The sequence below is a fragment of the Pseudomonas sp. NEEL19 genome (assembly GCF_028751975.1).
Taxonomy (GTDB): Bacteria; Pseudomonadota; Gammaproteobacteria; order Pseudomonadales; family Pseudomonadaceae; genus Aquipseudomonas; species Aquipseudomonas juntendi.
The window spans coordinates 2,003,154-2,016,195 of record NZ_CP081491.1 but is presented as its reverse complement, the minus strand read 5'-3'; the positions used below and the strand labels follow the sequence as shown (position 1 = coordinate 2,016,195).

The 13,042-nt window shown below is 64.4% G+C and carries 9 protein-coding genes; 5 read left to right on the top strand and 4 right to left on the bottom strand.

The window, feature by feature from the left end; genetic code table 11:
- Positions 1-4 precede the first annotated feature (4 nt).
- From K4A76_RS08975 to K4A76_RS23785, 5 genes are all read left to right on the top strand, one after another.
- Positions 5-838 carry an alpha/beta hydrolase gene (locus tag K4A76_RS08975; RefSeq protein WP_274411985.1) on the top strand — a complete coding sequence of 278 codons (834 nt, stop codon included), beginning with the start codon at positions 5-7 and terminating at the stop codon, positions 836-838.
- 144 nt (positions 839-982) lie between these two features.
- Positions 983-1,888: a LysR family transcriptional regulator gene (locus K4A76_RS08970; protein WP_029887476.1), complete on the top strand. Its 906-nt coding sequence runs from the start codon at positions 983-985 to the stop codon at positions 1,886-1,888.
- A 165-nt stretch (positions 1,889-2,053) separates the two neighbouring features.
- Complete coding sequence (locus tag K4A76_RS08965; RefSeq protein WP_274411984.1) at positions 2,054-3,013, top strand: hypothetical protein; 960 nt, start codon at positions 2,054-2,056, stop codon at positions 3,011-3,013.
- A complete protein-coding gene (locus tag K4A76_RS08960) occupies positions 3,010-6,189 on the top strand; it encodes a T6SS effector BTH_I2691 family protein (RefSeq protein WP_274411983.1) in 3,180 nt (1,059 codons plus the stop codon). Before K4A76_RS08965 ends, K4A76_RS08960 begins: the two co-directional genes overlap by 4 nt.
- Positions 6,189-6,959 (top strand): DUF6708 domain-containing protein, encoded by a 771-nt coding sequence (locus tag K4A76_RS23785; protein WP_338000123.1) that lies wholly within the window; start codon positions 6,189-6,191, stop codon positions 6,957-6,959. The genes K4A76_RS08960 and K4A76_RS23785 overlap by 1 nt, the downstream gene beginning before the upstream one ends.
- 101 nt (positions 6,960-7,060) lie before the next feature.
- Here K4A76_RS23785 and K4A76_RS08955 read toward each other — a convergent pair whose 3' ends face one another.
- The 4 genes from K4A76_RS08955 to kdpB are packed head-to-tail and all read right to left on the bottom strand — an operon-like array spanning position 7,061 to position 13,039.
- Entirely contained in the window at positions 7,061-7,756 is a 696-nt protein-coding gene (locus K4A76_RS08955) for a response regulator (RefSeq protein WP_009683157.1), read from the bottom strand.
- A complete protein-coding gene (locus K4A76_RS08950; RefSeq protein WP_274411982.1) occupies positions 7,753-10,407 on the bottom strand; it encodes a sensor histidine kinase in 2,655 nt (884 codons plus the stop codon). Before K4A76_RS08950 ends, K4A76_RS08955 begins: the two co-directional genes overlap by 4 nt.
- A gap of 3 nt (positions 10,408-10,410) precedes the next feature.
- The gene (gene kdpC, locus K4A76_RS08945; protein WP_274411981.1) at positions 10,411-10,974 is read right to left on the bottom strand and encodes a potassium-transporting ATPase subunit KdpC; all 564 of its coding nucleotides are present in this window, start codon (positions 10,972-10,974) and stop codon (positions 10,411-10,413) included.
- 10 nt (positions 10,975-10,984) lie between these two features.
- Entirely contained in the window at positions 10,985-13,039 is a 2,055-nt protein-coding gene (gene kdpB, locus K4A76_RS08940) for a potassium-transporting ATPase subunit KdpB (RefSeq protein ID WP_274411980.1), read from the bottom strand.
- Between the last annotated feature and the right edge of the window lie 3 nt (positions 13,040-13,042).

Genomic DNA, 13,042 nt, shown 5'->3' with positions numbered 1-13,042 from the left:
ACGCATGCTACGCACACTGTTTGCCGGGCTGGCGGCGCTGCTGCTCGCCCAGGTTGCCCATGCGCAGCCGGTGGCCCTGGATGGCACCGAGCAATGGACGATGAAAAGCGCCGCAGGGCGGGAATACCGGATCATGATCAGCCTGCCGGAGGGCGATGTGCCGTGGACCGGCGGCTACCCGGTGATCTACCTGCTGGACGGCAACGCCTACTTCCCGGCGTTTCACGCGGCCAAGCGCGCGCAGGAGCGCCTGCGCGGGTCGGTCCTGGTCGCAATCGGCTACCCAAGCGCGACGCCGCTGGATTTCGAACGGCGCGCGTTCGACTTGTCACCGCCACAGCCGCCGGAACGGAACACCCCGCCACAAGGCGGTCAGGACCTGTTTCTCGACTTCATCGAACAGCGTCTGATGCCCAAGGTGAACGCGCGCTTCAAGGTCGATCAGGACCAACGCAGCCTGGTCGGGCATTCGTTTGCCGGCATGTTCGGCGTCTATACCTTGTTCACCCGCCCACAGCTGTTCCAGCATGTGGTCGCCATCAGCCCCAGCTTGTGGTGGCGGGACCGCTACCTGTTGGCGCATGAACGGGCATTCAGCCAAAAGGCGCATGCCGGGCAGCTGGTGCTGACCCATAGCAGCCTGACCTTGCTGATGGGTGACCGCGAAATGGCACAGGAGATTCAGGATGCCCGGGCCTTGCAAACCAGGCTTGAGGCGTTGTCGCAATATGGGCTGCGCAGTGACTTCCAGCTCGAAGCCGGCGAGGACCACATGTCGATGCCGTTCCGCGTCGCTGCCCGTGTGCTGGATGAGCTGATGAGCACGCGCAGGTTCTGAGCGCCTTTGCGAACCTGTGAGGTGGATCGCCGCAGCACGGCGGCGGCGCTCCATCCCGCAGGCACCGCAAAACCCGAATGCTCCACTGGACCACCCCATCCATTACCATTGGCTACCAACGCCCCCACATCAGGTTCAGCGAACATGGCCTTCTCCAGCGACTCCCTGGCAATCTTCCTCGCAGTGCTGGATGCCGGCTCGTTCTCCGCCGCCGCCCGCAAGCTGGGGCGGGTGCCGTCCGCGGTGAGCATGGCAATCGCTCAACTCGAGGCCGAACTGGACCTGCCGCTGTTCGACCGGGCAACGCGCAAAGCCCTGCCCACCAGCGCCGCCCTGGCCCTGGAGCCTCAAGCCAGGCAAGTGATCTGCCAGCTCAATCTGCTCGACGCCCAGGCCTTGCAATTGCACAAGGGCCTGGAGAAACGCCTGACCATCGCCATGGCGCCCGAACTGCAGACCGGGCGCTGGAGCCAGCCACTGGAAACCCTCGCCCAGGCGTTTCCCAGCCTGGAAGTGGAAGTGCGCTCGGCCACCCAGACCGAGGCCATTCGCCTGCTGCACGAAGGCAGCGTGCAACTGGCACTGGTGTTCGAGCGGCCAGGCATCGATGAGCGCGAGTCATTCCTCGAAGCCGGTAGCCAGCTGCTGGTTGCGGTGGCCTCGCCGCGCCATCCGGCCGGGCAGAACAGCGGCACGCCGCTGCCCGAAGAAGCCTTCGCCGAGCAACGGCAAATCATCGTGGCTTCGGGCAAGCCCACCGGCTCAGACCCGCGCATGGTGCTGTCGCGGCGCATCTGGCTGACCGACAGCTACCTGGCCACCCTGGATCTGGTGCAGTCCGGGCTGGGTTGGGCATACCTGCCACAACCCCTGGTGGAACCGCTTATTGCATCCGGCGCGCTGGCCGAAGTGCGCTTCGACAACATGGCCAGCCGCCTGCGCTTGTGGGTGGACATCATCTGGCTCAAGGCACGCCCCTTGGGCCTGGGCGCTCGCCGTTATCTGGACGTCATGCGCCAGTGCTTCGAGGCAGAGCCGCCCAGGGCCTGAACGGCGGTCGCCCAGCGCCGGGCAGGCCAAGGGGTGCCGGCGGCACGGTGCGGCCTGATTCAAAAAAAAGAAAATTCTTACAGCCCGCTAAGACTCCAGTAACTGCCCACTGAAGCGATTCCTCGCTAGATTCGCGCTCGCCATCCAGAAGAAAAGGAACTTCTCATGTCGAGCCAAGCCGCACGCGGCTACCAGCAGTCGGTGGATGATTTCGCGCACCGGCACCGCCACCCCGATGAAGCCTTTTACCTGCTGCTGGCCCCCTTCGCTGGCTGCCAGAGCGGGCACCCGCTGGACATCGCCATGCTGGCCGAGGCGCTGGGCAGTGACGCCGTAACGCGCATCGACAGCAGCGGCCTGGTGCAGGCCCCTGAACGCTGGCCTGCGCTGGTGCGGCTGGCCCGCCCCGGCCAGGCATGCGGCGCTCTGGCCGCATTGAGCGCAACCTACGCCGCCCGTGAGGCTACGGCCACCTGGCACTACGTGTGTGCCTGGCTGCTCAGCGATCAACCCGCCGAAGCCATTGCCCGGCATATCAGCCAGCAGTGCCATGTGCTGCATCAGCCCGCCCCGCATGGCATCACGGCCTGGTACGAACCCGTGAGGCTGGCGTTGCTGCGCGTCACCCTGAACAATGCTGGCGCAGTACTCGGGCCGATTCGCAGCTGGCTGCATCCCGATGGTTGCGGCAGTTGCACGGTGCTCGAACGGCCATCGCCGGCTGGCGAGCTACGCATCACCCGGGAAGTCCGCGCAACCCAGAACGTCGCGCCACAGATCATTCAACTGCTCAGTGCCTGGCATCGCCTGGCGACCGCGCAAACTGGCGCCACCCGTGGCCAATGCCCAGGCTCATCCGGCTTGCCGGCCAACGCGCCCGTCCATGTCATGAACCTGATGATCAGGGCCTTCAGGCAGGGCCTGCGCGACCGTGGCGATATCCAGTGCATGTGCCTGCACCTGCTCATGGTCCACCCGTTGCTGCTGCAGCACCCGACCATCCAGCGCGATGTGGCACAGGCGGTGGCTGGCCGGCAACGCCTGGCCGCTTGCTTCGCCCGCTACGGCGACAGTGCCTGGGCACGCATCGTTGCCGACCTGCCGCAGGCAGGAGGCTACTCATGAGCATCAGTGCAAACATCCATGCCGCCATGCAGGAAGAAATCCCCAACAGCCACGGCGGCTGCAACGCCTGCGGGCGTATTGGCCTGCCCATCCTGCTGCTGCGCGAGGCCTATGCCCCGCGCCCCGATGCCGGGCACCTGTTTCGCTGGGCCAGTGACAGCGAAATCACCTACCACCCGATGCATACCGACCAGCTCCGCCTGTTACGCCAGGGCTACGTTTACGTTCTGCTCGACCAGGCCACCTGGCAGGCCTACGCAGTGGCGGCCGATGCCACCTTGCAGCGGTTTCCGGTATCGCAGATGCCGCTGGGGCCACCCAGGCCATTGCCCAAATGGTGTGCCACCGCAGGCCATGACGTCATCGCCTCGTTCATCAACATCGACACGTCGCTGTACCGCACCGCTTGGGTTGCCTTCGCCAACGATCCGTGGCCGCGCACCGTGCTCGACCGCTACCGCAAAGGCATCGCCCAGTCAGACCCGGCTACCCTCGCCCGCTTCGTCGAAGTCGACCTGCACCGTGCACGCAACGACCCCGCCAGCCTCGGCATCGCCATGGCCGACAGTTTCCGCTTCGGCATGGAGGGCGTGCTCGAGTTCTCCACCTTTTCATCGGCCCGGTTCACGAGTGCTCACGGCTTCTACAGCCGTTTGGGTCGGTGGTCCGAAACCCACAACTATCTGCGTACCGTCATTGCCCGGGAACAATTGCCAAACGGTGTGCTGGCGCTGGCCTTGCCCGACCCCGTCGGCATGGTGGTGGAACTGAACGCCCAGCGCACAGGTTGGGTCCAGGCCATGCAGGCATGGCGCGCGCAGCCGCAGCGGCACTTCGAGTACTTCACCTCCCAGGCGTTGCTGGGCATCCAGCAACTGCACGCTGCCACGGCCGCCGCACAGGGCGCCGAGGCAGCTGAGCATGAGGCACGCCAGGTCGAACAGTGGAACGACAGCCCCGTCGGCATCAAGGCGCACCTGCCGCCAGTGGATATCGCAAGGCAGACCCGCCGCAACACCGCCCGCAACCAGGAGCAGGCCCGGGACCGCTTGCAAGCGCGCTACGACGAAAGCGCCCGCGCGGCTTTCCAGGCTGGCTACGACCGTGAACTGAACCACTGGCAGTCGATGATCGACCAGGTTGGCCAGCTGTACGCGCTGCACTACGCCCAGCCGGCGTTTCACCAGATCGGTCGCTTCGACTACGACGCTGCCGACCCGGTCTCGGTCGAGTACTTCATCCAGATGATGGCCGACTGCCTGGCCGGGGGCCCTAGCGAACTGATGCCCGAGGAAGGTCAGCCGCTGGGTATGACGCAGCTCGTCTGGCAGCACCTGCTGGAAGACGAGCACAGCTTGTTGTACCAGGCGCTGATGGCCAGGAACCAGACGCTGCTGCAGCGCGTGATCGGCGGCTTGGCAGGCGACGATTTCGGCAAGGTCTACGACATCATCAAAGGCATCGCAGGCACCCCCGAGGGCCAGTTGCTGATGGTCAAGCCGCTGCAGGATGCCATCGGTCAACTGCTGGCCGCGACCACCAGCGCAGGGAATACGCTCGCCCAGCACCTCAGCGAACGCAGCCGCACCCTGGTCGGCCATGTGCACCGTGCGGCTTTCGCGCTGTATGCCGGGCAGCACGTAACCCCGCTGCGGGTTTCATTGACCGTCGGCGAGTACCTGAGCGTGCTCGACGAGGCCCTGCAAATCCGCACCGATGCATTTTTGCAGCAAGTCGACCAGCAGTTCCGCGACCCCGTAGGGCGCAAGGTCCGCGCCATGGTGCTGAGCGGCGCAATCAATATCGCCGCGGTCGGTAACCGCAACCAGATGATCGACGTGGTGCTCTGGACCTTCGAAAGCGCCGAGCAATTACAGGCACGGTTGGTCCAGCTGAAAACGTCGACAGCCCAAGGTTTCGGCGCGCTGGTGCGCAATGTGGCGATCGGTGCGGCGTCGGTAAAGGCACAGGTGTCTGCCGGGCTGCAGATCAGTTCGATGGCGGCGCAAAGCGTGGCCAGCGATGCAATGCGCAGCCTGCGGGATGCGGCGGCCGGTACGGGTAGCGTCGGCCTGCTGCTTGCACTGGGCGGACTGTGGTTTCAGCAGGACAGCCTGCGCAGAAACTACCGGGCGTTACAGCAAACACATCAGCACAACCCCGAGGCGCAGGCGGCGGTCTGGTCTTCATCGCTGGGGTTGCTGGGTGCCAGTGTTGAAGCAGCAGGACTGGTTGTTGCGCAGGTATTCGCACGTACACAGCACCCTGGGCAGATACTAACGGCGGGTTTGGGCATCAGTATTGCGCGGTACGGCGGCGGCATCGCGGCGATGGCTGGTGTTATGGATGCCGTGCAGTACTGGAATGCCGGCCTTCGAACTGGCCGTGAGGGTGATGAGTCAGCGAACTTCTTCTACAATCGCGCAGCCGCAGCAGCAGGATTCTCTGCTAGCGCCGGTATTTTTAGCGCCTTATCGGCAAGCTCACCTCTCATCGTAATAGGCATTAGTGTTTTACTTGGACTGGCTGCCTACACACTAGCGACAAAGGCCAAAAGCCTTGAGTCTTCATTGTTAGAGCTATGGGCACGACACAGTAGATGGGGAAAGCCAGAAGGCCATCGACGCTGGATCGACGAACGAGACATCGACAACGCAGTTAGCGCATTCAATGCAGCAGTCATTGGTCTATACGCTCACGTTTCTATCGAAACGAGATTTCAATCCTCTCACACCGCAAAAACGCCATATGTAGCAGAAACGATGCTCAACGACGGAAATGCTGTGGCGGCAGGTTTCTATCTAGACGTAGATCTCAGTCTGCCGAAGCCGACCTCCGACTTGACGGAGTACGAATGGTATCTTGTAATAATCCCAGCACGCGCTGGCGGACCATGCCGCATCGCTGCTTATAGCTCAGGCAATGGGATAATCGAATACAATCCAAGAGCTTTAGAAGGTGTCCTCGCTGAGCCTGTAAGGCTCGATCAGCACTTTACATTCAGCCCCCTCGACAGAACCATTAGCATCACTGGTTCACTCCCACTGTTGGACAACCACAACATAGAGGGGGTAGAGCTGACGCTGACCTATTGGCCCAACAGACACGACAAATCAAACTATGCAAAAGTGATAACAATGGAGAATAAAATTAATTCTGCCTGGAGTATCTTCTAATGCCCCGCCCGCTACTAAACCCTCCCTGCACTGGTTGGACGGAAGACCTTCCCCTGCCCGATGCCCCCTGCACAAGTGAGCCAGGCTTAGGTTATCAATCCCCAAATCACCAAGATCCTATCTATCTCGAAATAGCTAGAGCTACAATTGGAGCCAGGGAACTAATGGTAATAATCTCACTACCCCCGATTATTTTCACCGCATACCTACCCATCAACATATTAGAAGTCCTCGATCATTTTGATTTTGAGCTCATGATTGTTAGCATTTTTTCATTAGTCAGCGGAATATGGGGATCCGTTTTTTTCATTCGAATCAGTCTTTCCCCCCCCCGCGACGAACCCATTCGTTTCAATCGGAAACGAAAAAAAATCTACGCCTACAACTTTAAATACTGTTGGTGGAACCCCTTTGGAACCTGGAAAGTCGAGCCAGTCTGCTACGACTGGTCGCAAGTGCGCGCCGAGCGCTGGCTTTACCGTGGCGTTCCGGGAAACGGTGCGCCCAGTTTCAAATGTGGGGTGGTGCTGTCCATCGTCGCACCCGGAACGAACAACGTCATCGACCGGTTTCCCCTAAGTACCATGGGGGCGGATCAGCATGCATGGGCTTACATCTGCACTTACATGCAGCAAGGCCCCCGCGCCTTGCCCCCACCTGGGGAGCCGAAGGATCACAACGACGTACTCTGGTGTGAGTTCGCCTTGCGCCTGGCCCCTAAAGTGGAATGGCCAGCCGAAATGGACCTGGAGTCAAGAACAGCCCCTTGAAGTCACCCGATGCTCAATTCACCGGGCGAAGAACCTGTTCCACCCCAGGCAGCCGCGTGGTCGGCGCTGCGTGGTCCAGCCGCAACCAGCGCGACTTTCCGCTAGGCAACAGGCGCCACCAGCCTGTAACCCACCCCCGCCTCGGTGATGATGAAGCGTGGCGCCGTAGGGTCATCGCCTAGTTTCTGGCGCAGGTGCCCGACCACGATGCGCAGGTAATGGGTATCCTCCACATGGCTGGGCCCCCAGATATCCTTGAGCAGTTGCTGCTGGGTCATCACTCGCCCCGGGTGCCCGGCCAATAACGCCAGCAGCGCGTACTCCTTGCGTGTCAGCGCCACCTCCACGCCCTCCAGGGTTACCCGGCGAAAGGCGAAGTCCACCGTCAACGGCCCGAAGCTGGCCTTCACTTCCGAGCCCCCGGCTTGCGGCACCTGGCGCAATAACGCACGGACCCGGGCGAGAAATTCCTGGATACCGAACGGCTTGGTCACATAGTCGTTGGCCCCACCATCCAGCGCATCGACCTTCTGCAGCTCACTGGCACGCACTGACAGCACCAACACCGGGACCGAGCTCCATTCCCGCAGCTCCCGCAACACCTGCTGGCCGTCCATGTCAGGCAGGCCCAGGTCCAGCACGACCAGGTCCGGCTTGCCCAGGGCCGCCTGGGCCAAGCCTTCGGCACCGGTAGCCGCCTCGAGCACCTTGTAGCCTTGCGAGGCGAGGCTGATACGCAGGAATTTGCGGATCTGCGGTTCATCGTCGATAACCAACAGGGTGGCGGGCTGGCTCATGGGCTTTCACTTTCGGCTGCAGGTTGCGGGGGCAGCGGCAAGCATAAAGTGATGCCGGTGCCCTGGCCATCAATGCCTTCGCCCACCAGAATCTGCCCGCCATGGGCACCGATCATGCCCTGGCAGATGGCCAGGCCCAGGCCGGTCCCCTGCCCGCCGCGATCGCCACGGGCGGCGGTGTAGAACATGTCGAAGATCTTTTCGCGCTCGGCCACGGGAATGCCCGGCCCCTGGTCGCTCACGGTCAGGCACAGCCGCTCGTCCTGCACCGCCACCCGCAATTCCAGCCGACCATTGGCCGGCGAGAAGCGCGCAGCGTTCTCCAGCACATTGACCAATGCCTGCTCGATCAATGCCGCATGCACGAACAGCAGCGGCAGATCGCCGGGCACGTCGGTGTGCACGCTAAGCGGCGCCAACACCACGCGCAGGCGGTTGAGCGCACTGCCAATGATATCGGCTGGCGCCACCCAGTCGCGGGCCAGCTTGAGGCCACCGTGCCCCAGGCGTGTCATGTCCAACAGGTTCTGGATGTAGCGGTCCAGGCGCTCGGCCTCGTCGCGGGTGCCCTCCAACAGCTCGCGGCGGTCGTCGAGCGGAATCGCTTCGCCCAGCGCCAGCAAGCTGTCGATGCTGCCGCGCATGGCCGTCAATGGGGTGCGCAGGTCGTGGGACACCGAAGCCAGCAAGGCACTGCGCAGCTGCTCGGTCTCGCCGTGCAAGCGCGCAGCTTCCAGTTGTTCGGCAAGGCGGGCTCGGGCCAGGGCCTGGGCCAGCGGCTGGCCAAGGGCGATCAGCAGGCGCCGACGCGGGTCGCTCAGCGGCTGGCCTGAACGTGGGCGCACGCCCAACAGCGCCAGCGGTTGCTCATCCACCGCCAGTGGCCACCACCACCAGCGCCCCTCCGGCAGGGTGTCGCTGCCGTGCCCGGCGGCCTGCCCGTGTTGCCAGGCCCAATCGGCGGCGGCCCGCTCGGTGGCGCTGAAACCCTGGTGCTCGCCGCTGGCCACCTGCAGCTGGCCATCGGCAGTGCGCTGCAGCAGACACACTTGCAGGTCGCGCCAGCCGCCCAGGTGCTGCCCGGCGGCGGTGAACACAGCCTGGCGGTCAGTGGCCACCGTCAGCCTGCGTGACAGGTCGAGCAATTGGCTGGTCTGCGCCTGGGTTTCGCGCAGCGCCTGCAACTGGCGGCGCTGGCGGGCGGCCAGGTTGCCGGTAAGGGCGGCCATCAGCAGGAAGAACACCAGCGTCAGCACATCTTCTTCGCGCTGGATGCTGAACGAGAAATTGGGCGGAATGAACAGAAAGTCATACGCCAGGAACGACAGTGCCGCGCAGGCCAGGGCCGGCCCCAGGCTGCTGCGTACCGCCACCAGCAGCACCGCGGCCAGAAACACCAGCGAGATGTTCGGCAGTGCCAGCACGCTCGACACGGCCCAAGCCAGGCCTGCGGCCATCCCGGTGGCCAGCAACGCCAGCAGGTAGTGCCGCCAGACCCACACCCGGCGCACCGCCGAACGCGGCGCCGAGGGCTGTACATCGCGGTCCAGCACGTTGATTTCCAGCCCATGGCTTTCACGCAACAGCCGGGCAGCCACCCCTGCACCGAACCAGCGCCGGTGCACACGGTCGCGCGACTGGCCGACCAGTACCAGGCTGGCGCGCCGCTCGGCCGCATGCTGGATCAGCGTGCGCGCCACTTCACCGGCACGCAGCAACACCACTTCGCCTCCCAGGCGCTCGGCCAGTTGCTGGGCCGCCTGCAGGCGCTGGCGGGCTGCCTCGTCACGCAAACGGCCGTTGTCCACGTGCACCAGGCTCCACGGCAAGTGGCGGCGCTGGGCCACGCGGCTGGCGTGACGCACCAGGCGCTCGGCCTGGTCATCGCCATCCACACCGACCAGCAGCCGGCCGCGCAACGCGGGGGCTGCCTGCCCGCGCTGGCGGTAGCCATGGGCCAGGTCGGCATCGACCTGGGCGGCGGCCGTCTGCATGGCCAGTTCGCGCAGAGCGGTGAGGTTGGTTTGCGAGAAAAACGCATCGATGGCGGCCCGCGCCTGCTCGGGCACGTATACCTTGCCTTCACGCAAGCGCTCCAGCAGCTCACGCGGTGGCAGGTCGATCAGCACCAGCTCGAAGGCTTCCTGCAGCACCCAGTCAGGCAAGGTTTCGCGCACGTGCACGCCGGTGATGTCGCGCACCTTGTCGTTGAGGCTTTCCAGGTGCTGCACATTGACCGTGGTGTACACGTCTATGCCCGCGGCCAGCAGCTCCTGCACGTCCTGCCAGCGCTTGGCGTGGCGGCTGCCGGGGGCGTTGGTGTGCGCCAGCTCATCGACCAGTGCCAAGGCTGGCGCACACGCGAGCAGGCCGTCGAGGTCCATTTCCTCAAGGGTGACCCCACGGTACTGGCGACGCAGCATGGGCTGCTGCAACAAGCCGGCAAGCAGCGCCTCGGTTTCGCCACGGCCGTGGGTTTCGACCACCCCGGCCACTACCTGCACGCCCTGGCGTTGCTGGGCATGCGCGGCCTGCAGCATGGCGAAGGTCTTGCCCACCCCCGGCGCAGCACCGAGGAACACCTTCAGCCGGCCACGGCCGGTGCGCGGCAGGGTAGCCAACAACGCGTCTGCACGCGCGGAATCACTCATGTTTCATCCTTTGCTCTTGCTGGCGAGTTTTTCCAGGGCCCGGTTCAACGCCAGCACATTGACCACCGGCGGGCCGATCAATGGTCTGAGGGTGGCCTCTTCCTGCAAGGCTTGCAAGCGCGCCACGGGCAACTGCCGCGCCGCTGCGACCCGGGGAATTTGGTAGGCCACCGCCGCCGGTGGCAGGTGCGGGTCCAGGCCGCTGCCCGAGGTGGTCAGCAGCGCCTGCGGTACCGGCCCTTGCTGGGCCTGGTACAGCAGCGCCGCATCGCTCTGGACCCGCTCCACCAGCGCCGGGTTGCTCGGCGCAAGGTTGCTGGCGCTGCTGGCCACGGTGGCGTAGGCGCCTGCCGAAGGCCGTGAATGGAACCAGCCATCGCCCTGGAAGTTCTGGGCAATCAGGGCCGAACCCCGCACCTGGCCGTGGTCATCGCGCACCAGGCTGCCGTTGGCCTGTACCGGGAAAGCCACCTGGGCGACGCCGGTCACCACCAGCGGGTATAGCGCGCCAGTGATCAAGGTCATCGTCAAGGCCAGGCTCAAGGCAGGGCGTAGATAAGCGTTCATGGTGGCCTCCTCAGACCAGGTGCAGGGCGTTGAGCAACAGATCGATCAGCTTGATGCCGGCAAACGGCACCACGATGCCGCCCAGCCCGTAGATCAACAGGTTGCGCCGCAACAAGTGGGCAGCGCTGGCCGCCTGGACCCGCACACCCCGTAGCGCCAAAGGAATCAGCACGACGATGATCAGGGCATTGAACACGATGGCCGAGAGGATCGCGCTTTGCGGGCTGGCCAGGTGCATCAGGTTGAGCACCCCCAACTGCGGGTAGATGGCAGCGAACAGCGCCGGCAGGATGGCGAAGTACTTGGCCACGTCATTGGCGATGGAAAAGGTGGTCAGCGCCCCCCGGGTCACCAGCAACTGCTTGCCGACCTGCACCACGTCCAGCAGCTTGGTCGGGTCGCTGTCCAGGTCGACCATGTTGGCCGCCTCGCGCGCCGCCTGGGTGCCGTCATTCATGGCCATGCCCACGTCGGCCTGGGCCAGCGCCGGGGCGTCGTTGGCACCGTCGCCGCACATGGCCACCAGGCGGCCGTCGTTCTGCTCCTGGCGAATGCGCGCCAGCTTTTTCTCCGGCGTGGCCTCGGCCAGCACATCATCCACCCCGGCCTCGGCTGCGATGGCAGCAGCCGTCAACGGGTTGTCACCGGTCACCATCACGGTGCGGATACCCAGCTTGCGCAATTCGGCGAAGCGTTCGCGGATGCCAGGCTTGACCACGTCCTTGAGGTGGATCACCCCAAGCAGGCGCTTGTCCAGGCACACCAGCAAGGGCGTGCCACCGCTCTGGGCGATGCGTTCAACCTCACGGGCCAGCGCTGGCGGCATGTCCAGGCGCTGCATGCCGACGAATGCCAGCACCGCATCGACGGCCCCCTTGCGGTAGCGGCGCTGCTGGAAGTCGATGCCCGACAGGCGCGTTTCGGCACTGAATGCCACGGCTTCGTAGTGCCCGGCAGGGGGCTCGACAACGTCATGCAACTGACGCAGGTACTCGACGATCGACTTGCCTTCTGCGGTGTCGTCGGCCAGCGAGGCCAGCAGGGCGCCCTCCCCCAGTTCCCGCGCGGTTACCCCCGGTGCAGCGTACAGCGCGCTGCAACGGCGGTTGCCGAAGGTAATGGTGCCGGTCTTGTCGAGCATCAGGGTATGCACGTCCCCGGCCGCTTCCACGGCACGGCCCGAGCGGGCGATCACGTTCAACCGTACCAGCCGGTCCATACCGGCAATGCCGATGGCCGACAACAGGCCACCGATGGTGGTGGGGATCAACGTCACCAGCAAGGCAGCGAGAAAGATCAGCGGCAGGCTGCCGCCGACGAAGTGGGCGAATGGCTGCAAGGTCACCACCACGATCAGGAAGATCAGCGTCAGCCCGATCAGCAGGATGTCGAGGGCGACTTCATTGGGGGTTTTCTGCCGCTTGGCACCTTCGACCAGGGCAATCATGCGGTCCAAGGTGGACTCGCCCGGGTTGCTGGTGATGCGGATCAGCAGCCAGTCGGAAACCAGCCGGGTGTTACCGGTGACGGCCGAGCGGTCGCCACCGGATTCACGAATGACCGGCGCCGACTCACCCGTGATCGCTGCCTCGTTGACCGCTGCGATCCCTTCGAGCACCTCACCATCGGCGGGGATCATTTCACCGGCCACCACACGCACCACATCGTCTTTGCGCAAGGCGCCGGCAGCTACCGTTTCATAGTGGCCGTCACGCTGACGGCGCTGGGCGGTCAAGCCTTGGCTGCCAGCCTTGAGGCTGTCGGCGCGGGCTTTACCGCGCCCTTCGGCAAGGGCTTCGGCAAAGTTGGCGAACAACACGGTGAACCACAGCCACAGGGCAATCTGCACGGCCACGCCGCGGCTGACGCCACTGCCAGGGGCAAAACACAGTACCGTGGTCAGCAGCGCCGTCACCGCCACCACCAGCATGACCGGCGAGCGCTGCAACTGGCGTGGGTCGAGCTTGACCAAGGCCTGTACCAGCGCTGGGCGCCACAGCGCCGCAAACCGGGTCTGGTCTTTGGCACTGTGCCGGGCTTTCATTTCAGGAATGGGCATATTCATGGT